The sequence below is a fragment of the Chamaesiphon minutus PCC 6605 genome (assembly GCF_000317145.1).
Taxonomy (GTDB): Bacteria; Cyanobacteriota; Cyanobacteriia; order Cyanobacteriales; family Chamaesiphonaceae; genus Chamaesiphon; species Chamaesiphon minutus.
Map to the genome: position 1 here is coordinate 2,407,683 of NC_019697.1, position 22,299 is coordinate 2,429,981.

Annotated in this window: 13 protein-coding genes and 3 pseudogenes; 13 read left to right on the top strand and 3 right to left on the bottom strand. The window is 44.7% G+C overall.

All coding sequences use genetic code 11. The features are described from left to right. Nucleotides 1-526 precede the first annotated feature (526 nt). The 5 genes and pseudogenes from CHA6605_RS11140 to CHA6605_RS11160 all read left to right on the top strand — a co-directional run. Nucleotides 527-1,855, top strand: a complete 1,329-nt coding sequence (locus tag CHA6605_RS11140) for a CmpA/NrtA family ABC transporter substrate-binding protein (protein ID WP_015159561.1) — start codon at nucleotides 527-529, stop codon at nucleotides 1,853-1,855. A gap of 59 nt (nucleotides 1,856-1,914) precedes the next feature. Beyond that, nucleotides 1,915-2,742 (top strand): nitrate ABC transporter permease, encoded by an 828-nt coding sequence (gene ntrB, locus CHA6605_RS11145; RefSeq protein ID WP_015159562.1) that lies wholly within the window; start codon nucleotides 1,915-1,917, stop codon nucleotides 2,740-2,742. A 342-nt stretch (nucleotides 2,743-3,084) separates the two neighbouring features. Beyond that, the gene (locus CHA6605_RS11150; protein ID WP_015159563.1) at nucleotides 3,085-5,058 is read left to right on the top strand and encodes an ABC transporter ATP-binding/substrate-binding protein; all 1,974 of its coding nucleotides are present in this window, start codon (nucleotides 3,085-3,087) and stop codon (nucleotides 5,056-5,058) included. 124 nt (nucleotides 5,059-5,182) lie between these two features. After that, nucleotides 5,183-6,019 carry a nitrate ABC transporter ATP-binding protein gene (locus tag CHA6605_RS11155; protein ID WP_015159564.1) on the top strand — a complete coding sequence of 279 codons (837 nt, stop codon included), beginning with the start codon at nucleotides 5,183-5,185 and terminating at the stop codon, nucleotides 6,017-6,019. A gap of 197 nt (nucleotides 6,020-6,216) precedes the next feature. After that, nucleotides 6,217-7,368: pseudogene (locus CHA6605_RS11160) on the top strand (4Fe-4S binding protein); the annotation flags it as partial. Nucleotides 7,369-7,392: 24 nt separating this feature from the next. Here CHA6605_RS11160 and CHA6605_RS11165 read toward each other — a convergent pair. Continuing rightward, a pseudogene (locus tag CHA6605_RS11165) lies at nucleotides 7,393-8,587 on the bottom strand (ISL3 family transposase). A 207-nt stretch (nucleotides 8,588-8,794) separates the two neighbouring features. Here CHA6605_RS11165 and CHA6605_RS11170 point away from each other — a divergent pair. From CHA6605_RS11170 to CHA6605_RS11185, 4 genes and pseudogenes are all read left to right on the top strand, one after another. Beyond that, nucleotides 8,795-10,468 (top strand): annotated as a pseudogene (locus CHA6605_RS11170) (cyclic nucleotide-binding domain-containing protein); the annotation flags it as partial. Nucleotides 10,469-10,572: 104 nt separating this feature from the next. Next, on the top strand, nucleotides 10,573-10,947 hold the full coding sequence (locus CHA6605_RS11175; RefSeq protein ID WP_015159565.1) for a diacylglycerol kinase: 375 nt from the start codon (nucleotides 10,573-10,575) through the stop codon (nucleotides 10,945-10,947). 96 nt (nucleotides 10,948-11,043) lie between these two features. Then, nucleotides 11,044-11,409: a Rieske (2Fe-2S) protein gene (locus CHA6605_RS11180; protein WP_015159566.1), complete on the top strand. Its 366-nt coding sequence runs from the start codon at nucleotides 11,044-11,046 to the stop codon at nucleotides 11,407-11,409. 201 nt (nucleotides 11,410-11,610) lie between these two features. Beyond that, nucleotides 11,611-13,083 (top strand): MFS transporter, encoded by a 1,473-nt coding sequence (locus CHA6605_RS11185; protein WP_015159567.1) that lies wholly within the window; start codon nucleotides 11,611-11,613, stop codon nucleotides 13,081-13,083. 108 nt (nucleotides 13,084-13,191) lie between these two features. On the opposite strand, the gene CHA6605_RS11190 is transcribed toward CHA6605_RS11185, so the two are convergent. Both CHA6605_RS11190 and CHA6605_RS11195 read right to left on the bottom strand, forming a co-directional pair. Next, nucleotides 13,192-14,409 carry a serine/threonine-protein kinase gene (locus tag CHA6605_RS11190; protein ID WP_015159568.1) on the bottom strand — a complete coding sequence of 406 codons (1,218 nt, stop codon included), beginning with the start codon at nucleotides 14,407-14,409 and terminating at the stop codon, nucleotides 13,192-13,194. A 274-nt stretch (nucleotides 14,410-14,683) separates the two neighbouring features. Further along, a complete protein-coding gene (locus CHA6605_RS11195; protein ID WP_015159569.1) occupies nucleotides 14,684-16,339 on the bottom strand; it encodes a vWA domain-containing protein in 1,656 nt (551 codons plus the stop codon). Between the two features lie 280 nt (nucleotides 16,340-16,619). Between CHA6605_RS11195 and CHA6605_RS11200 the strand changes: the two genes are divergently transcribed. The 4 genes from CHA6605_RS11200 (at nucleotide 16,620) to CHA6605_RS11215 (ending at nucleotide 22,180) form a co-directional block, all read left to right on the top strand. Next, nucleotides 16,620-18,131: an AAA family ATPase gene (locus CHA6605_RS11200; protein WP_015159570.1), complete on the top strand. Its 1,512-nt coding sequence runs from the start codon at nucleotides 16,620-16,622 to the stop codon at nucleotides 18,129-18,131. 192 nt (nucleotides 18,132-18,323) lie between these two features. Next, nucleotides 18,324-18,890, top strand: coding sequence for an SH3 domain-containing protein (locus tag CHA6605_RS11205; RefSeq protein ID WP_051038821.1), 567 nt, complete (start codon nucleotides 18,324-18,326; stop codon nucleotides 18,888-18,890). A gap of 456 nt (nucleotides 18,891-19,346) precedes the next feature. Beyond that, nucleotides 19,347-19,940, top strand: coding sequence for a LemA family protein (locus CHA6605_RS11210; RefSeq protein ID WP_015159572.1), 594 nt, complete (start codon nucleotides 19,347-19,349; stop codon nucleotides 19,938-19,940). A 131-nt stretch (nucleotides 19,941-20,071) separates the two neighbouring features. Then, complete coding sequence (locus CHA6605_RS11215; RefSeq protein ID WP_015159573.1) at nucleotides 20,072-22,180, top strand: M48 family metallopeptidase; 2,109 nt, start codon at nucleotides 20,072-20,074, stop codon at nucleotides 22,178-22,180. Nucleotides 22,181-22,299 lie beyond the last annotated feature (119 nt).

Consider the following 22,299-nt stretch of genomic DNA (forward strand, 5'->3'; position numbering starts at 1 on the left):
CCGCACGCTCCGGTTGGCGTAGCCTCTAAGAATCAGAATCGAACCAACCACTTAAATATATCTATACATGGAGTAGCAATTGCTACTCTTTTTTTGTCGGTACGCTCGTGGAGTTTCGATCTACCCTCTACCCTCTACTCTGCCATCTGTAGCCCTACTAAAGCGAATTGGTATTAAACGCTCTGCGCGCAAAGGTTTTAGTCGATCGATTCGTGGCGAGGACGATGCTGTAATCCCATGTGCTGCTGATTACAAAGGACAACTAATAAGAATACTTATAGATTTTATTCGATATTCTGTTGAAAAATTCATTGCCATCCTCTATACATAGAGAAATAGATGAGATAAGCTTAGTTATTAATGGAACAAATCTATATATCGATTAATGGAATCAGTTAATAAGCCATCGATCGAAATGATTTCATAGGAAAAATTCTATCGTTTGTAAATATCTAACTCTATCGACTTCAGTAACTCTCAAAGCACGGGCGACGAACCATTAAATATACATTCAACAAGGAATTATATGGAACACCTAGTCAGCCAAATTTCTCGCCGTAAATTCATCCTGACCGCTGGCGCAACTGCAATGCTAGGATTGGGATTAAAGGGATGTAGCACTGCTCAAAACCAATCTTCAACAATTCAAATGGCAAATGTGAATGCTGGTAGTAGTGGAAACGAAACTACCAAGGCCAGAATTGGGTTTATCGGTCAAACCGATGCCGCTCCATTAGTAATTGCTAAGGTCAAAGAATTGTTTGCCAAACATGGCGTACCGGACGTAGAACTAGTCAAACAACCTTCTTGGGGTGTAACTAGAGATAATCTCCAAATTGGCTCGGCTGGGGGCGGTTTAGATGGGGCAATGGTGTTGAGTCCGATGCCTTATCACATCAGCATGGGCACGATTACTGTTAATAATAAAAAGCTGCCGATGTATTTGGTGGCGCGGTTGAATACTGGCGGACAAGGCATATCTGTAAGCAACCGTTATCAAGATGCTAATGTTGCCTTAGACGCTTCTAAAATTAAGGAAAGAGTCGATCGCGAACGAGCGGCTGGAAACTATCTAAGATTTGCCCATACTTTTAAAGGTGGCAATAGCGATTTAATATTGCGCTATTGGTTGGCTGCGGGGGGTATCGATCCGAATAAAGATGTAATTAGTTTGGTGGTACCCGGCTCGCAATTAGTCCCTAATATTAAGGTCAATAATATCGATGGTTTTTGCGTCGGCGACCCTTGGCACGTTCGATTGATCGATCAAAAACTGGGTTATACCGCATTAGTAACAAATGAGTTTTGGCAAGATCATCCCGAAAAAGCTTTGAGTTTTCGGAGCGATTGGGTAGATCGTTATCCGAATGCAACTAAATCGATCGCCAAAGCTTTGATGGAGGCGCAGCAATGGTGTGACAAGCCAGAAAATCGCATCCAAATGGCAACTATTATCTCCGATTCGGAATGGGCAAAAGTACCAGTTAAAGATGTCAAAGATCGGCTGACTGGCAGAATTTATTATGGTAATAATCGCCCAGTTGTCGAAAATAGTCCGAATATTATGCGCTATTGGGATAACTTTGCCAGCTATCCCTTCAAGAGTCACGATTTGTGGTTCTTGACTGAAAACATGCGGTGGGGACAAATTTCGACAACTATCGATATGAAACAAGTAATCGATCGAGTCAATCGAGAAGATATCTGGCGCGCGGCGGCGAAGGAATTAAATCTACCAGCAGCACAGATTCCCGCTGATACTTCGCGAGGGGTAGAAAAATTCTTTGATGGCGTGAAGTTCGATCCAAATAATCCTACGGCTTATTTAAATAGCCTACAAATCAAACAAGCCTAATTCTCACGCCTTAGCATTACATTATTCAATCTTTACTTGTAATCTAGGAGAACTCAGTCATGGCAAGAACGATCGCTCGTCCCCAAGCTAGCACTTTAGATCGACTATTGAGCAACCGAAAAACCCGCAAAGTAGTCGCTCCACTCATTGCGATCTCAGTAATTTTAATTATTTGGCAGTTATTAACGTTAAGTCCCGATGCCAATTTACCCAGTCCCCTTAAAGTAGTCGAGCAAACTTGGGAATTGATTGTCAATCCGTTCTTTGATAAAGGAGCGACTAATAAAGGACTCTTTTGGCAGATTTGGGCAAGCGTCCAGCGGGTATTGCAAGGATTTACTCTAGCCGCGATCGTGGGAGTCTCGATCGGGATTATTATCGGTACTAATGAATTCTTATTCGATGCTTTCGACCCGATCTTTCAGATTTTACGAACGATTCCACCTTTGGCTTGGTTGCCGATCGCGCTAGCTACTTTTCAACAATCCAATCCTTCGGCTATCTTTGTTATCTTTATTACTTCGATCTGGCCGATTATTCTCAATACGATCGCAGGCGTCCAACAGATTCCACAAGATTATGTCAACGTTTCTAAAGTATTGCAATTATCTAGGAAGGAATACTTTTTGGATGTAGTTTTTCCCGCTACTGTTCCTTATATTTTTACTGGTTTGAGAATTGGTGTTGGTTTATCTTGGTTGGCGATCGTGGCTGCTGAAATGTTAATCGGTGGTGTCGGGATTGGCTTCTTTATCTGGGATGCTTGGAATGCAGCAAATATCAGTCAAATTATTATCGCTCTCATTTATGTCGGAGTAGTTGGATTGTTGTTAGATAAATCGATCGCATTTATTGCAACGAAGGTTGTTCCTGATGAGCAGAAATAGCTATAGAAAAACATGTTTGCATTGCTAGAGGAGAGGGCGGGTTTGTTCATACATTTTTATTACTGACAATATCGCTAGCATAAAGCGGATGCAATCGCGCTGAGGTTTCCTCAGCGAGCGTTGCACCAAGCACCCGCCCCTACAAATCTATATCAATAGATTCATATTTGTAGGATGTGTTATTGCGTAGCGTAACGCATCAATACACCAAATAGCAGCTCGGTAGGGTGGGCACTGCCCACCAAATAAGTTTCAGCATAGTAATAATGGTGGGCATTGCCCACCCTACAAGTCTACGAGTCTAAGCATTGCCCACCTTACAAATATTCTAGGCACATAAAGATGAGTACTTTTGTTGCAGTTGACCAAGTTGGAAAGACATTCGATCTCGCGAATGGCGGTAGTTATATTGCCTTAAAAGGTATCGATTTAAACATGCGTAAGGGTGAATTTATTTCCTTAATCGGACACTCCGGTTGTGGTAAATCGACGCTCTTAAATATTATTGCTGGCTTAGATGGGGCGACTGATGGTGTGGTGGTGGTTGATGATACGCCCGTAACCAAACCAGGCCCCGATCGCATGGTAGTATTTCAGAATTATTCGCTACTACCGTGGTTGACTGTCCGCGAAAATATTGCGATGGCGGTGAATAAAGTACTGCAAGGTTTACCCAAAGCCGAGCGCGAACATATCATCGAAGAAAGTATCGATATGGTGGGTTTGCGGGCTGCTGTAGATAAGAAACCAGGGCAACTTTCTGGGGGGATGAAACAGCGAGTTTCGATCGCCAGGGCATTTTCGATTCGTCCAAAAGTATTACTGTTAGATGAGCCATTTGGGGCGTTAGATGCGCTGACTCGCGGTGGTTTGCAAGAACGGTTGATGCAGATTTGCGAGGAAAATCACGTCACGGCGGTAATGGTGACTCACGATATCGATGAGGCATTATTGTTGTCCGATCGAATTATCATGCTCACAAATGGCCCCGAATCCAAAATCGGGCAGATTTTAGAAGTTGATATTCCGCGTCCGCGCAAACGATTGGAAGTAGTCGAACATCCCAGCTATTATAGTTTGCGAAGTGAGATGATCTACTTTCTCAATCAACAAAAACGGGTTAAAAAAATTCGCGCCCAAAAGCAAACTGTTGTTGCCCGCCATGGTTTAGAAAAAGTTAATATTCAACTCGGATTTGTGCCGTTAACTGCTTGCGCGCCGCTAGCGATCGCTAAAGAAAAAGGCTTTTTTGTCAAACATGGTCTAGATGAGGTCACATTGGCGCGGGAATCGAGCTGGCGGGGGATTGTGGATGGAATTAGCGGTGGTTACATCGATGCCGCTCAAATGCCTTCTGGGATGCCTGCATGGTTGAGTTTGGGTGGTAATAATGATGTGCCGTTACCAGTAGTCACTGCCCTGACAATGGCGCGTAATGGTAATGCAATTACCTTAAAAGAAGAGTTCTATCAACAGAATATTAGAACTCTCGATGACTTCCACACCTTTATCCTCAACACCCCAAATAAACGTCACAACTTTGGAATGGTACATCCATCTTCGATGCACAATTTATTGTTGCGGTATTGGTTGGCGGCTGGTGGTATCGATCCCGATAATGATGTCAATTTGATGACGATTCCACCCGCGCAAATGGTCGTGGATCTCAAAGCGGGGACGATTGATGGTTATTGTGTCGGCGAACCCTGGAATTATCGGGCAGCCAGTGAAGGTAAAGGCTTTACAATTGCCTCCGATTTAGGCATTTGGAACGGTCATCCCGGTAAGGTATTGGGTGTCAGGGAAGATTGGGCAAATGCTTATCCAAATACGCATATTGCCTTAGTCAAAGCATTACTCGAAGCATGTAAATATTGTGCCGATCCGAATAATGTTAATAAAATTCGGCACCTGCTATCTCAAAAAGAATATCTCGGTATGAAGGCAGAGTACATTACAATTGCCGATCCGCTCAAGGACACTGGCATCCACGATCCGCACAAAGAATACGCTCATCCGCAGTTTTTTGGTGCTGGTTTAAATCGTCCCAGTCGTACCGAACAATTATGGATTATCACTCAAATGGCGCGCTGGGGAATTACCCCATTCCCTCGTAATTGGGTCGAGATTTTGGAGCGCGTTTGTCGGACGAGTACTTTTAGTACCGGGTCGCGAGAATTGGGTTTTGATGTCGATTATGGTCTGAATGCAATCGAGTTATTCGATGGTGTACCATTCAATGCTAAAGATCCGATCGGTTATCTCAATAGTTTGAAAATCAAACGTCCGATTTCAGTTGCAGAAGTTATTTTATAATACGCCCGATTCAACCATCTGTAGGGGCGGGTTCATGCTCAAAAAATTGTATTTATAGATAATTTTAAATCAACCCGCCCATTCTCACCATTAACCAATCGACATTAAAAAAACACAGAAGATTATGAAAGCATTTCAAGCAAGTCCTCAGAGTTTTCAAAAATTGGAGACTAAAGCTCCGTTTCTGCTAATTGAAAATGTTGCCAAAATCTATCCTACGGCTAAAGGGAATTATACAGTTTTAGAAAATGTCGATTTATCTGTCAATAAAGGTGAATTTATTTGCGTTATTGGGCACTCTGGTTGTGGTAAATCAACCCTACTTAATATGGTTGGTGGATTCAGCCAACCTAGCGTTGGCAGGGTAGAACTAAAAGGCGAACCAATTCTCAAACCTGGCCCCGATCGAATGATGGTGTTTCAAGGTTATGCACTTCTACCTTGGAAAACTGCGTTTGAAAATATTTATTTAGCAGTTAATTCCGTCTTTCCACACAAATCTAAAGCAGAAAAAGTCTCGATCGTCCACGAGCATTTAGCCATGGTAGGATTGTCAGAAGCTGCCGATAAAAAGCCCAAACAATTATCCGGCGGGATGCGTCAACGGGTAGCGATCGCCCGCGCGCTTTCGATTCGTCCCGAAATCTTAATTTTAGACGAACCTTTTGGAGCTTTAGACCAAATTACTAAAGAAGAATTACAAGAAGAACTGATGAAAATCTGCGGCGAACAAAATTGTACCGTTTTAATGATTACTCACGATATCGATGAGGCATTATTTTTGGCCGATCGATTAGTAATGATGACTAATGGCCCCGCTGCAAAAATTGGTGAAATTCTGAGTATTCCGTTCGATCGTCCGCGAGATCGCGATCGAATTATGGAAGATCCAGAGTACTATAATTTACGCAATTATGCTCTCGATTTTCTCTATCATCGCTTTGCTCATGATGATGAATAATTCAATTACTCGGTAATCGATCCTTTAAATTAAGAAACATGATATGCAGCACTTACTAGTTAAATATCGGCTATCATATAAATATAGAAAAGTAAGGTGGGCAATGCCCATCATTAAAATATCGGCGCATCCAGATAGCTCTCGATCGAGAGAATATACAAATAACACTTTTTAATAATAGTCAACTTCTGAGTTATATGTTTTCACAGATTCCAGAACGGCAAATGCATGTGGTGCGGTGGATACTCACGATCGCATGGTTGCTAATTGTCGCATCATTGTTTTACGATCCTTGGACTTCAGTATTGACAGAGCCAAATCATCCTTGGAGTCCATTAAGGTTATCGGATAGCTGTATTTTGGTGCAGGGAAAGTGTCTGGTAGAGCAGCCTTATCCGTTGGCTACGACATTATTTTGGGGTGCGATCGTCCCTGCATCAATTTTTATTTTACTAGTTTTTGGACATGAAGTTTGGCGAAGGATTTGTCCCTTATCATTTCTGTCGCAAATTCCGCGCGCATTAGGCAAGCAGAGGCAATTCAAACGCGAAAATCCCAATACGGGAAAAGTTCGGTACGAGTTGGCAAAAGTCAAGTCCGATTCCTGGTTGGGAAAGAATTATCCGTATGTGCAATTTGGCTGGCTATTTGTCGGATTGTGCGGGCGGATTTTATTCTTTAATGCCGATCGATTGGTATTAGCATTATGGATATTATTTACGATCGCGGCTGCAATTACCGTCGGCTATTTGTATGGCGGTAAATCGTGGTGTAATTATTTTTGCCCGATGGCTCCAGTGCAGCAGATTTATAGCGAACCTGGTGGTTTATTTAGCAGTAAGGCACATATTAGCGATACTTCAATTACGCAATCGATGTGTCGGACTGTATTGCCTGATGGCAAAGAGCAAAGTGCTTGCGTTGCCTGTCAAAACCCTTGTATCGATATCGACTCCGAACGCGTTTATTGGGATAGCTTAAATAAACCAGAAGTATCGTGGCTGCGGTATGGTTATGTGGGCTTAGTTATCGGTTATTTCGTCTATTATTATCTCTATGCAGGTAGTTGGGATTATTATATTTCGGGCGCATGGGCGAGACAAACAGACCAATTATCAACGCTATTAAGTCCAGGATTTTATATCTTCGGACAGGCGATAAATATTCCTAAAATAGTTGCCGTACCATTGACATTAGGTGCTTCTACTTTCATTGGCTATCGGGTAGGCAGATCGATCGAACAATCGGCAAAAGCTTACAGTCGCAAGCGCGATCTCAAGGTATCTCCAGATCTAATTCGGCATCGCGTTTTTACGCTATGTACGTTTTTTATTTTCAACTTTTTCTGGTTCTCCAGTACCTAATGTGCTAAATCAATAATTGAATCTCCAAGTTAGCAAGCATCTGTTTCGGAAGTTGTTGAAATTAGTGAAGCCATAAGCAGTACGCTTGATGAGCTTAATCTTATTATTAATTCCCTCAACTACACCACTAGTAGTTCGCTCATCAAAGTAAGCAACTATCTCTGTTAACCATCGCGAGATTGTGCCACAACTATTTGGCAAATGCTGCTTGGCTCTTACCAGCCAATGTCTAATTTCAATAGTCCTCTCATCCACGATGTTGTTTTTTCCATTATCTCTCTCCATTTTTCTTTGAGTAGATGTGCTGCCCTAATGTTGGCAAATTCTTCTCTAACCTGCTTGAGCTTCTCTTGTTCTTTCTCCTCTCTTAACTCTTTTTTCTTTTTTAGCAGCGCATATTTACTCGATTTTATTACTGCCAATTGCCGAGTGTATTCATTCTTTTGCTCTAATGTCTTTGCGGATTTAAGTTTAGCCTCTATCGCTCTTTTTTCTTGTTTTCTCAGCTTATCTAACTCACTATTTATTTGCGCTGTTACATGAAATCTGTCTGCTACTACTTGAGCATTAGGCATCACTTCTATCGCTAAGCTTTTATACCCTTTCCATAAGTCTATGCTGACTTCTTCGATCCTTTCCAGTACCTCTGTCCCCCATCCTTTCAGGATTTTCTCTATTTCTTCACTCTTTCTGCTTTCGATTATTGCTAATAATTTTCCTCGCTCTATATCTACTAATACTGCACAATATTTTCCTTGTCCTTTTACCATTGCTATTTCATCTATTCCCAGTTTTCTTAAATCCGTTGGCTTTTCTCCGTTTAGCTCTGCTGCTGCGTCTTCAATTATTCTCTCTATTTCTGCTGTCGTCATTACTCCTGTTCTAGCTACGCTCTGAATATCTCCTTCTAGTGCTTCTGCTAGGATTTTTTAGCTAGTCTTGAAGTATATGTTCTTCTGCCTTTAACAAATTCTAGTTGTTCGCTAAATGGTTTTTGACATTTTTTACATTTAAATTGTCTTCTGTTTATTTCTAGGTGAACTTGCTGCTCTCCCCACGGCAAATCTTTTACTATGTATCTATTATTCTGATGTAAGCTACTACTCTTCGTTCCGCATCTATGGCATTTGCTTTCTTTCTTTATTGCTTCTACCTGTAAGATGATGCCTATTCCTTCATATTGTCGCTGCGACTCTACTCGCATTCCTTCTATTCCTAATAGCTCCGTTAGTAGCTTGAGTTCCTTTTTGTTGCCACTTGCCCTGCCCGCCGCTCTTCTTACTATTTCTTCCTCTCTTCATTATCTTGCTTTTCCTCTCCTCGTCAGCAGTTTTGACATATTTATTTTATTTTCTTTCTCTTGTACTGCCTCGATTCTCATTTAATTAGCACATTAGGTACTGGAGAACCCTTTTTCTTTATCTTTGGCGGTCGTCCATTAGTACAATTAATGCCAATTTGGGGTCAATATGTTTACGAACTCACTCTAGTATTATTGAGTACGCTGTGGGTGTATAAAACGTGGCGACTCAGCCCCGATCTGTATTCGCGTGAGAATTTGGCAAGTCGGTTCCGCAAGCAGTTGGAGAAGTTACAACTGAATATTTCTCAATATGTAGAAGGTCGTTCTTTGAGCGAGCTGAATACTCATGAAGTTTATATTTTAGCTAAAGTTTTACCTGGCTTTACCAGAGAAAAGCGACATGCTGCTTATAAAGGGGTCGTGCGCGAAGCATTGGAAGAAGGATATGCTAATTATTCGAGTAGTTTAGAAGTATTGCAACAATTGCGTCAAGAATTAGGCATTACCGATGACGAACACCGCGAGGTATTAGAAGAATTAGGAATTGAAGATCCAGAGTTGCTAAATCCCGCTCGTAAACGCAGTTTGGAGAATCAAATTCGCTTGACTGGCTATCGCAAATCGTTAGAACGACTGATGCTATTGCAACGACAACAAGATCTGACGAATGCCGATCGCAGTCTCGATCCAAACTCTGTCGAAATCGATGCGCTGCGACGTCAATATTCGATTAGTTCTCAAGATGAAGATTGGATTTTGAGTGGAATTTCGCCAGAATCTGGTAGTTTGCGCCGAGCGGAATTCTTACTCGCTCAATTACCCGATCTGATTACCTGCTTTCGCGGACTCAATCAACCAATTTTGCACAAACAACAAGCAGTTTTGACACTGCTCAAAAGTAGCATTCATCACAAGAAAGAACTAATAGTTCGCACTATTTTGGAAACACTTGCCAGCCTGAATAACGAGCGAGCGGCGATCTCTCTGGCTCAACAATTAGGCGATTTGGCTCCAGTAGTTTTACTAGAACTATTAGAATCAGAAAATTGGCACGAGCGACTGCATCCAGAAATAATTGAGAAGCTAGCACCATTATCAGGAGGCACAAGTTCTTGCGCGATCGATTATTCGAGCGAAGAAACCTTAAAAACGTTAGCACCGCTGCTCGACGATCGCAATCCCCTCATTCAAACAGCTTGTCTATATATTACCGCACAACTCGATCTTACCCAAAGTCAAGCCATCGCGCGCAATTATACACACATTCAAACCTCACCATTACTACAAGAAACTGTCAAAATTATCTTGTCTGCATCTAAAGAGTGTCCGCCTCTAACTACATTTTCGCTATTAGAAAAAGTGGTGCATCTATTTAATAGTGACTTCTTTCATCGGATGCATAGTGAAACATTAATCTCACTATCCGAGCGTGCCGAAGTCAGAACCTTTGGTAATGATGAAGCTATTACCGAAGCTGGCGATACCTGTCGCGAACTCCTGCTATTAATTGAAGGCTCGGCAAATATTTTGTATCATTTACCAAACCAAGAAGTCCGGATCGAGCGACTCAAATTAGGCCAAACACTCGATGAATTAGAAGTTTTGGCGCATAGCGACTCCAAGAATACGATCGTGGCTAAAGGCGATTTTACCCGTATTTTAGCAGTACCAGTCAATGCCTTTGACGATTTGCTCGATCGCGATCGGGATTTTGCAAGGCGCGTATTAGAACTAGAAAGTCGTCAGTTGCAAAGATTTATGCGATCGCTGCAAACTATCTAAGCATGACTCACCGATCTTTGCTAGCATCGAAGTATAACTAAATTTAAATAGTTGTTGGCCAGCCAGCAACTATTTAGATGATTATTTTTTGGGAGTATCGATCCATGTCGAGAAAGTATAGTACTCCTGGCTATCATCCGATTAAAAAAATTAAAGTTATCTTTAAAGGCCTGCACATTGCCGTCATCACCGATTTTAGTGTTGCCTACAAACTAGTATTATCGATCCCGATCGCGATCGGGGCGATCGCGTTTCATAAATGGGTCGATCTGTCGTTGATTCTAATCGCAACCGGACTGATGTTACTGGGCGAATTATTAAACAGTGCGATCGAAATCTTGTGTGATTTTGTCGAACAGCAACAAAATCCCCAAATTGGCGCGATTAAAGATATCGCTGCTGCGGCTGCGGGGGTTGGGATCTTTGTGTGGATGGCGATCCTGATTATCGAAGGCATCCATCTTCTGACAATTGTGTAGAAATGCTCGATCGCGGTGATATTTCGTAACTTGCGGTTGACATCCTGCTAGGCTAATAATATCTAGCTTAAAAATCGCATATTTAATTATTGCCCCATGAAAACTGTCTCTGTAGCTACCACCAGCCAGATTAAAGAAGGTGAATTACTAGCTGTTAAAGTTGAGAATCAAAAAGTTCTCTTGACCAAAATTGACGATCGAATTTATGCAGTCGAAAATAAATGCCCTCACTTGGGAATGCCCCTAGCCAAAGGCAAAGTTTGCGATCGTGCGGTCACATGTCGGTGGCATGGTGCGAGTTTCGATCTAACTACTGGTGAAAATGTCAAGTGGGTAGATTCGTTTGTAGGAATCCCTTTACCAGAATGGTCGCATCAGGCTCTGAGCATCGGTAAATCTGCCCAAAGTATTAAAACGTATCCAGTGACTACCCAAGGCGATGAAGTCTCGATCTCAATTTAGAGTTCGATTTGGGATTAATTAGTAATTAGACACAACCACTGGGTACCCACAAGGGGCACCCTTACAAATTGTCTGTAGGGGTGCCCCTTGTGGGTACCCGAAGATCTACTAATTACTAATATTTCAATACTGGGGCAAGAGGTGAGGATGGTAAGAGAGGGGATATGATGATGTCAGATTTTCCCATTCCCTCTTCTCAATATGACTGATTCTCCATCCGAAGCTGGCGACTCGTCCTCAGAAAAACTACCGCCATCACCCACGATCGGTAAAATGAATTTTGCTACCAAACTCGCCTATGGAGCGGGGGATATGGGGGCGGCAATTACGGCGATTTTACTGTTATCTTATCTGTCGCCCTTTCTTACCGATGTCGCGCATTTATCGCCAGGATTGGCAGGGCAAAGTCAACTAGTCGGCAAGTTTTGGGATGCGGTTAACGATCCGATGGTGGGCGTATTGAGCGATCGCGGGCAGATTTTTAGCGATAAGATCCGCAAACGATGGGGAAGACGTTATCCATGGATGTTGTGGGGGGCGATTCCATTTGGGCTGTTTTTTGCATTGCAATGGATCGTCCCATTTCCCGAAACCAATCAATTAGGCTTATTTGTCTTTTATACATTAATTTCGATCTTATTCAATACCTTTTTTACAGTCGTCAATTTACCATATACCGCTCTGACTGCCGAACTTACGGCAGACTATAACGAACGCACCAGTTTGAGTACGTTTCGATTTACATTTTCGATCGGGGGTAGTATTATCGCCCTCCTAATTGCCCGCACGATCTTTCAACAACTTGCCGATCCTGCTACCCAATATCTCACGATCGGCATAATTTGCGCCGTGCTGTCGGTATTTCCGTTGTTCTGGTGCGTATTCGGTACCGTTCGCCGCGCCAAAGCCGTCGCGGCCCAACAGCCAGCAGAAATGGAACCAGTGACAATACCCATGCGGGAGCAATTACGCTTGGTATTTACCAATCGTCCCTTCTTGCTCGTAGTCGGAATTTATCTCTGCTCCTGGTTTAGCCTCCAACTGACGGCGGCGATTATTCCCTATTTTGTCGTCAGTTACATGGGCTTGAAACAAGCAGATTCGCCATTGGTGATTTTAGCCGTGCAGGGGACGGCGTTGGGGATGCTATCGGTGTGGAATGCCATCAGTCAAAAAGTAGGCAAAAAAGTCGTTTATTTTGTGGGGACTAGTATCTGGATCGTCGCCCAACTGGGTTTATATTCGCTCCAACCCGGTCAAACTACGCTGATGTATGTATTTGCCGTCATGGCTGGTTTGGGGGTGTCTACGGCTTATCTAGTACCGTGGTCGATGTTACCCGATGTCATCGAGCTAGACGAACTCCGCACGGGACAACGCCGCGAGGGTATTTTCTATAGTTTTATGGTGTTCTTGCAAAAAATCTGCTTGGGACTAGCAGTAGCAGGAGTACTGCAAAGTTTGGAGTGGACGGGTTATCGGCTCCCTACTGCTGAGATCCCGATCCCAGAGCAACCTGTGGCGGTATTAGACGCGATTCGTCTGTCGATCGGCCCAGTGCCGACGTTATCGCTGATTTGTGGTTTAATTTGCGCCTATTTTTATCCAATTACCCGCCAGATGCACCAGCAGATTCTCTTACAACTTCAAGAACGTCGCAATCGGCAGCATTAGACTTCTACGCACTAGAAACCCGCGCAGAGCATCGCATCCGCTAAATCCCCCTTTTTAAGGGGGACTTTGACCCGCTCTGAGCAAGCTTTTTAAGGAGGTTTGGGGGATTTAGCTCTCAAAACGAAGTCTATCCGACTTGTGAACCTTACCTGCTGGCAAATTAGCATCCCTTAAATCCGTACTGGATAAATTAGCCCCAACCCACATCGCTCCAGTCAGATTGGCACCCCGCAAACTCGCACCGCGTAAATCGGTATCGCGCAGATCTGCACCAGACAAATTAGCACCTGTAAAGTCATAACTTTGCAAATTTTGACCTCGTAAATTGATGCCTACTAAATTACACCCAGGGCAACCTTTTTCGGCTTGTAATTGCGAGATCGAGATGGTATTTCCTGACGATGGTATCGATCGATGTCCAGTCGGGATATATTTATGAATTACTGACAATCCAATCAACACGATTAGCCCCAACCCGATTAATTTTGGTTTAGACATGGGGGATTCGATCGAACTATCGAGTGTTTGCAGCGCAGTTAAAGCCGTCTGTGCGTCAGGATAGCGAGATTCAGGATTGGGATCGGTCATTTTCATCAGCCAAGCTAAGAATTTTAGTGGAAGATGACTTAAATGTTTGGGTAAATCTAAGCGATAATTATGGTCGATGAGTCGATCGATTTCTGTTGATTTCATTCCTGTTAATAGACAGACTAATGTGACGCCCAAACTATATAAATCTGCGGCTTTAGTTAGAGGGCGATTGAATAACTGTTCGGGTGGCATAAAACCCAGCGTCCCTTTAATCGTGCTGCTAGCAGTTAGATCGGTATTATTGCTACGAGCAAAACCAAAATCGATAATATATACATCGCGATCGTCAATCAGAATATTCTCAGGCTTGAGATCGCGATGAATGATTGGTGGATGCTGTTGTTGTAAATAAATTAATACTTCTAAAATCTCGATCGCGATTTGTTTGACCTTATCTAATGTGAATTCTCGTCCTGAATTAGCTAGGGTAATTCCCGACTTATATTCTTGCACCAAACAAAATCCCGTCGGTGTTTCCCAAGAGGTTAAATATTTAGGAATGTGGGGATGATTTAACTGTCGCAGGATATCGACTTCGCGTTGATATGCGTCATAATCTCCCCAAGTATTGCCAGTAGTGGCAAACTGGAATTGTTTGATAACTACTGGCAGATCGCGATCGATCTCCTGTGCTAAATAGGTAACTCTACCACCATGAATATTCTGCCCCAACACTCGATCGATCTGATAACCTTGGGGTGATAAGTCTAGTAAATTTTGGTTGTGCTGATTCATCAGGGAAAAATCCTTACAATTTAATGACTTCGGTTTAAATGGTGTTACCCCTTATAGAACCCATTTGAGATCTTATCGTGGGGGAGGGCGGGTTCGTGTACCTCCGGTAGGCTCGATATCAACTAGCACAAACCCGCCCCTAGGGTTGGTGTGTAAAATGTTTATATATATGGATCTGTAGAGGTGGGTTTATGCTAGACATTTCCGCTTATTAATATCAAATTTCAACAAACCCGCCCTCCCCCCGTCAATAATCTTTTTGCGATGAAAATCTCTAGGATTTGGTGAGTTTCTGACTCTTCTCCACCAAGCGAATAAACTCCGCCCGATAGCCGTCGAGATCCGCACCTTTTGACTGATTTGCCAACTCCAGTACACTCCCGAAATTGCTACTCCCCTTAAAAGGAGAATTGCGCAAATTCATCCCATAAGCTGCAACCGCCGCCGCAAACTTGAGATTATTAGAAGCCGTACTAATCGGTTTGGCGATCGAGTTCTCCACCTTCCCAGTTAAGAGTTTGGAAATATCGGATTTAGGAGCCTTATACCGCAATCTGACTTGCATCAATTCGGTACTATTAGCAGCAATTTGAGTCTCCTTATCCGCCGCAGTTTGAGCCACAGGTGTCGCAAACTTGAGATCGGCTTTCACGCCGACGGGAATCACCTCATATAATGCTGTAACCGCGTGTCCGGCTCCAAGTTCGCCAGCATCTTTTTTATCATCTTTGAAGTCTTTGTTAGCTAGGACGCGATTTTCATAGCCAATCAGGCGATATGCTTGGACGAGTTTGGGATTGAATTCAACTTGAATTTTGACATCTTTGGCGATCGTCAATAAGGTCGAGCCAAATTCTTTGACTAAAACCTTTTTGGCTTCCATTAAATTGTCTATATAGGCATAGTTACCATTACCTTTGTTGGCTAACTGTTCCATTTTAGAATCCTTAAGATTGCCCATGCCCAAGCCGAGTACTGTGAGAAATACATTACTCTTCCGTTCTTTTTCGATGAGTTTAACCAAACCATCATCGCTACTAACACCGACATTAAAGTCGCCATCCGTTGCTAGCACGACTCGATTATTACCATTTTTGAGAAAGTTCTCTCGCGCTACTTTATAAGCTTGAATGATGCCTTCCCCACCAGCAGTAGAACCACCAGCTTCTAACTTATCGAGAGCGGCGATAATTTTATCTTTCTGATTTCCAGGCGTTGAAGGTAAAACTAAGCCAGCACTACCAGCATAAACGACGATCGCGACTCGATCGGTCGGGCGGAGTTCATTTACTAATAGTTTGAGCGAAGATTTGAGCAGGGGCAGTTTATTCGGTTCGTTCATCGAGCCAGAAACATCGAGCAAGAAGACTAAATTATTTGGCGGTAATTTCTCCATGCTAATTTTCTTGCCTTGCAATCCAATTTGCACGAGTTTGTGCTGGGGATTCCACGGGGCGGTAGCAACTTCAGTATTAATCGAAAATGGTTTATCTCCCGTCGGTTGGGGATAATCATAAGGGAAATAATTGACCATTTCCTCGATTCGCACGGCATCTTTAGGCGGTAATTGCCCGCCATTAATAAATCGCCGAATATTACTATAACTAGCCGCATCCACATCGATCGAGAAAGTCGAGAGCGGCTGTCGATCGGCAGTGTAAAATTGATTATCCTCGATCGACTTATAGCTCTCCTCAGTAGGTGCTTCTATCGGTGGAGCTTCTGATTGGAGTGGCGCAGATGAATCCATCTTGGCTCCACTATTTAACCCCTGCACTGATGCAGTTGGACTTGTCTTTGTCTCTGTGGCTGCTGGCTTTGTAGGGCTACTTGCAGGAGCTGATGCCTTATTCGTGTCAGAACCGCACGCGGTAAGGCTGGCGAGTAAGATGACGAGACTGGTATTGAGTATCGATCGATAAAAAGACATGATAAATTGGTGCAAATAAGTAGTGGACTTGAGTGTGAGTCGCGACTACCTAATTGGCAACTGCCCGAAATAAACTAGATGCAAAAGGCAGTATCCAAACGAGTTTTCGGCTATTCCCACCTACAATCACAGGTTACACAATTCCCGAAACGATCGGTCGACATTTTTCCCAGTTCTGCCAAGCGAGCGGCTGCGCCAACGGCTGTAGTTTGCACTAAGCTATAAAGAGATAGATCGAGCCGCATCTGGGAAATCCCGCCGAAGCACATCGCTACCGCATATGACCTTTAGTACCGAATTTGAACTCCTCTTACGGGCGCGATATCCCCTAATCTATATTCCTACCACCGAAGAAGAACGGGTGGAAAGTGCGATCGCCAAAGTTGCCCAGCAGCAAGGCAATCGCCCGATTTATATCTGGGATTTTGTGGATGGCTATCAGGGCAATCCTAATGATAAAGGCTATGGTAAACGGAACCCATTGCAGGCGTTAGAATTTATCGACAATCTTAGTGCGGATGTGTCTGGGATCTTTATCCTCCGAGATTATCACCGCTTTCTTGAAGATATATCTGTCGCCAGAAAGCTGCGGAATCTCTCGCGTAAGCTCAAATCTGAGCCGAAAAATATTGTCTTCCTCTCGCCCCAGATTACTATTCCTAGCGATTTGAGCGAAGCTGTAGTTATCTTAGAATTTCCGCTCCCAACAGCTAGCGAAATCAAAGTCGAGATCGAGCGATTGACGAATGCGACGGGAAATCACCTCAGCAGCCAACAACTAGACGATCTGATCCGTGCTTGTCAGGGATTGTCGGTAGACAGAATTCGACGGGTGTTGGCGCGCGCGATTGCCACTCACGGCCAAATTCGTCCCGATGATGTCGAATTAGTCTTGGCTGAAAAACGTCAAACAATCCGCCAGACTCAAATCTTAGATTTCTATCCCGCTAAAGAACAGATTACCGATATTGGCGGATTGGATAACCTCAAAGACTGGTTGCTGCGCCGTGGCGGCTCCTTCTCCGATCGAGCGCGGCAATATGGTCTGCCGTACCCTAGAGGGCTACTCCTGGTCGGAATTCAGGGCACTGGTAAGTCGCTGACGGCTAAAGCTATTTCCCATCACTGGTATTTACCTTTATTACGGCTGGATGTCGGGCGATTATTCGGAGGATTGGTAGGTGAATCGGAGTCGCGAACTAGACAAATGATTCAACTTGCCGAAGCTCTTTCTCCTTGCGTATTGTGGATCGATGAAATCGATAAAGCTTTTGCGGGTGTAGATGGCAAAGGTGACGCGGGGACGTCGAGCCGAGTATTTGGTACCTTCATTACCTGGCTGACTGAAAAAACCTCGCCCGTATTTGTTGTAGCGACGGCTAATAATATCGACTCACTCCCTGCTGAAATGCTGCGCAAGGGAAGATTCGATGAAATTTTCTTCGTCGGTTTACCCACTAGAGCGGAACGTCGGGCGATTTTTAACGTCCATCTAACTAAACTTCGCCCCCATAATCTGGCACAATATGACATCGATCGATTGGCGTATGAAACACCCGATTTTTCAGGTGCCGAAATCGAACAAACCCTAATCGAAGCCATGCATATCGGCTTTAGTCAAAACCGCGATTTCACCACTGATGATATTCTAGAATCAGCCAGTCAAATGATCCCCCTCGCCGTCACCGCCCAAGCCCAAATCCAATTTCTCCAAGACTGGGCAAACTCCGGCAAAGCAAGATTAGCTTCTAGGCAAGGTAGCTTGGGCAAGGTAGTGGAAGGTAGGGATTAGGCTTTAGGCTTTAGGCTTTAGGCTTTAGGTTTTAGGTTTTAGGCTTTAGGTTTTAGGCTTTAGGCTTTAGGCTTTAGGTAGAGGATAGTGAATAGTTATTTTGAACTCAGGTTTCCCCTCTCACCCAGTCTCCTCGCCCCCTACTCCCCCACTCCCCCACTCTCCCACTCCCCTACTCCCCCACTCCCTAACATGAATCCTGCACTAAAATCTCTGCAACTATTCATTGGTATTCTGGCTGGATTACTAGCAACGATTGGGGTTGTGGGTGCAGCGGGCTATTACTTCTTTGTGACTCAGATGAGTATGCGTCCGCCGAAACCCATGTTTGCAGAAGAACGCGATGGGGGTAAATCGATAGCTAAAGCCAAAGCTAAGCCCAAAGCGGCTGTAGCTACTAAGCCAAATCCAGCCAAAGATCCCAAGGCACCAGAACAGCTCCCACCGGAAGCCTACGATGCTAAAGTGGTCTGGAAAGATGGGTTATCGCTGAAGAAAGAACCCATCCCTGGTGCTGAAAAAGTTGGGAGTGTAGCATTTAATGCCAAAGTGGCGATCGTCAAAACTAGCGATGATAAGCAGTGGGTATTGATTCGATCGCAAGCAGATAATGCCGAAGGCTGGGTAAAAGCTGGTAATATCGATAAAGCAGCAGCGGCAGCGAACGAAGTTCAAACACAGGCTCCCAAACCAGTCCAGCCTAGAGTCAGAGCTAGAAGAGTGAGAATAAGACCGCAGGTTGAGAATCGAAATAATTAAATTAACTCACATCTTGCACTAGTCCAAATATACTAGTGTCAAGTGTAGATCCAGGGTACCCACAAGCGACGCATCGAACGGGAGGTTCCCTCCCGTTTGTGTGCGTCAGCGGCTCGCATAATCCGGGAGGTTTCCTCCCGGATTATGCGAGACAAGACAAGACAGGGGCACCCCTACGCAATTAATCTGTAGGGGTGCCCCTTGTGGGTACCCGACTATCTCTACTAAGCACTAGTCTTTCCGTATTGGTGCAAGATGTGAGTTAGTGAACTTTGGCTATGAGCAAGGAATTCATTTGCGGGCGGTTAAAGACTAAGCCCCATGGTTAGCGATTCAAACTCCTGCACTGTGTCGATCGCCAGTATCAGTTTTGGTTTGCATGTAATATATTTGACGATCGAGATTCGGTAATTCTAAGTGGGTACCCTAAATCTGGTAGTTATCTATTCAGATCCTATGGGAATTCTTATCTTTATCATCGTATTAGGAGCAACGATCGCGTATATTAGCGTCGATGGTTACAATCGACTTGTCGCGCAACGCAATCGCTACAAAAATGCCTACGCCCAAATCGATGTCCAATTGCAACGTCGTTACGATCTGATTCCCAATCTGGTAAATACTGCCAGAGGGTACCTCACTCACGAGCGAGAGACTCTAGAAGCGGTAATTTCGTGCCGAAATATCGCCATTACTGCCAGTAATAGAGCTGCTAGCGATCCTGGTGCTCCTAGAGCAATGGAAAATCTCTCTCAGGCGGAAGGCGAACTGACAGGTGCTTTAGGGCGATTGTTTGCAGTCAGTGAGTCTTATCCCAATCTCAAAGCTGACGGTACGATGATGCAGCTCATGGAAGAACTCACATCTACCGAAAATCGGGTAGGCTTTGCCCGTCAAGCTTTTAATGATGCCGTGACGCTCTACAACACCACTAGAGAAGCTTTCCCCAGCAATCTCATTGCAAACCAGTTTGGATTCAGTTCGGCAGAACTCTTGCGCGAAGTTGCAGTCGAACACGAAGTGCGAGTGGCTCCGCAGGTGTCGTTTTAGGGGAGAGGGAGAGAGGGGGGACGAGGAGACGGGGAGACTGGGAGACACTGATATCAACTATCAACTATCAACTATTCACTATCATCCCTATCCACGGCATTAAAGAAAACAATTGACATAAGTGGCTGGATATGAGTTTTTTTGAGCAACAGGATCGATCGAGACGTGCAACGCGGACTTTGGTGGGGATATTTGTAGCAGCAGTCATGTTTACAGGTATCTGTATTTACTTTGCAGCGATGCTGTCGATTAATACAACTTCCTTAAAATGGGCGGTGTTTGGCGATCGATTGAGTTGTCAGCCGATCGTACCGACAAGCTTAACAACCAGCCCACGCGCGATCTCAGCTCAAGTCACGATTCCATTTTTACCCCCAGCACCCGATTCTCTTGCACAGAGGCTACGCCAACGAGATTACCAAGTAGGTAGATTTAGCGGTTTTTCGCGGGCTGGAAATGCTGCTCGGCGCAGTTTTAGCGGGACATCTCGCCCTAACTATAGCTCCAATCGCAACATTTATTACAACTCAACCACTCGCTCTGGCTCGCCCATGCCCAATTGTCGTCAGCCAGCTATTTGGTGGGATGGGCGGGTATTGTGCTGGACTTTGCTAGGAACGGCGATGCTAATGGGAATACCAGCATGGTGGAAGATCCAACAGTTGCGGGCTGGTGGGGCGGTAATTGCCGCTGAGTTGGGCGGGCGCAGGATCTGTGCCGAACAGGCGACACCAGCCGAGCGACAGTTACTAAATATTGTCGAAGAAATGGCGATCGCGGCGACAATTGCCGTCCCGCCAGTCTATCTTTTAGATAATGAAGCGGGGATTAATGCTTTTGCTGCGGGGTTTACGGTTAATGATGCGGTAATTGGCGTCACTCAGGGCAGTTTGGAGCAATTGACTCGCGATGAATTGCAAGGGGTCATCGCTCACGAGTTCAGTCATATTCTCAATGGGGATATGGCGATGAATATCCGGCTGATGGGGGTGTTGCATGGGATCTTGTGCTTGCATTTGACAGGGCGATTGCTGAGTTATACAACTTGGAGTCGCGACAATCCGCTGTGGATATTTGGACTGTTGCTCAGAGCGATCGGGTTTTCGGGGTTTATCTCTGGAAGATTGATACAGAGTGCGATTTCCAGACAGCGGGAATTGTTAGCAGATGCCTCGGCGGTACAATTTACCCGCAATGCCGATGGCATTGGCAGTGCTCTAGCCAAAGTTGGCGGTATGGGTTCTCAGATCGACTCACCCTACGCCGAAACTACCAGTCACATGTTTTTTAGTTCGGCACTCAACTTTAGTTGGTTGGAGGGATTATTTGCCACCCATCCACCCCTCGCCCTGCGCCTGCAAATTATTCACGGTACGGGTCAGAGATTAGGGAATAGAATTGTGATTAATGGCCAAACCGTACCAACTTTTAATCCGATCGTCAGTACCCCCGCCGTAGCTGGTTTTGCCAGCACGGGAGCCGAAAATCTCTATGAGTATGAATCCCAAACAACAGCCGAGTCTGCTCCTGTGGGCGAGTATGGGACACTGGCTTATATCTACGCCTTACTTTTAGATTCACAACGATCGATCGAGCAATTAGCATATCTCGCTCAACTCGAAGAACCCGCAGTTATCGAACAAATCGAGAACCTACGTGAGACTGTCGCAAATATTCCGCAGCACCAACGCCTATCTACACTCGATCGACAGGTTACCAAACTGCGTGACACCCCACACGTTCCTCGCTTGCTCAAGTGTGCCTATGGGATGGTAAATATCCTCCCCGCCGAAAATTGGCACACCGCGATCGTCTATCTAATTCTCGCCCACCGACTCGCACCCACCACCGGACTGCACCCAGAACTATATCACTCGATCGAAGACGTCTGGGCTGAAATAGTCAATATTTTAGGCACCCTCGCCCGCTTGAGTAGCGATCGACCCCAAGATATCGATTACCGCTTTGAAGCCAGCTTACTCCGCCTGCCATCTAGCCACCACACCAAGGTAGAATTGCCCCCAGAACTCACTTGGCGCGAATTTCAGACCGATTTGTCAAAAATAGCCACCGCCACCACCAAGGTCAAACAAACCCTGATCGCGGCATGTCTAGAAATCCTCACCAACCAACGGCAGATTCTCCCAACAGCTAACGATCTGACGCGATCGATCGCCATTTTATTAGATTGCCCGATTCCACCACTTTTGGACAGAGCGGCTGTGAGGATTGGGGGGTAGAGGGTAGAGGGTAGAGGATAGTGGATAGTGGATAGTGGATAGTGGATAGTGAACGCTTATATCTCCCGCTCTCCCCCTCTCCACGTCCCCCAGTCCCTAACCTTTGAGCTAAAATTAAA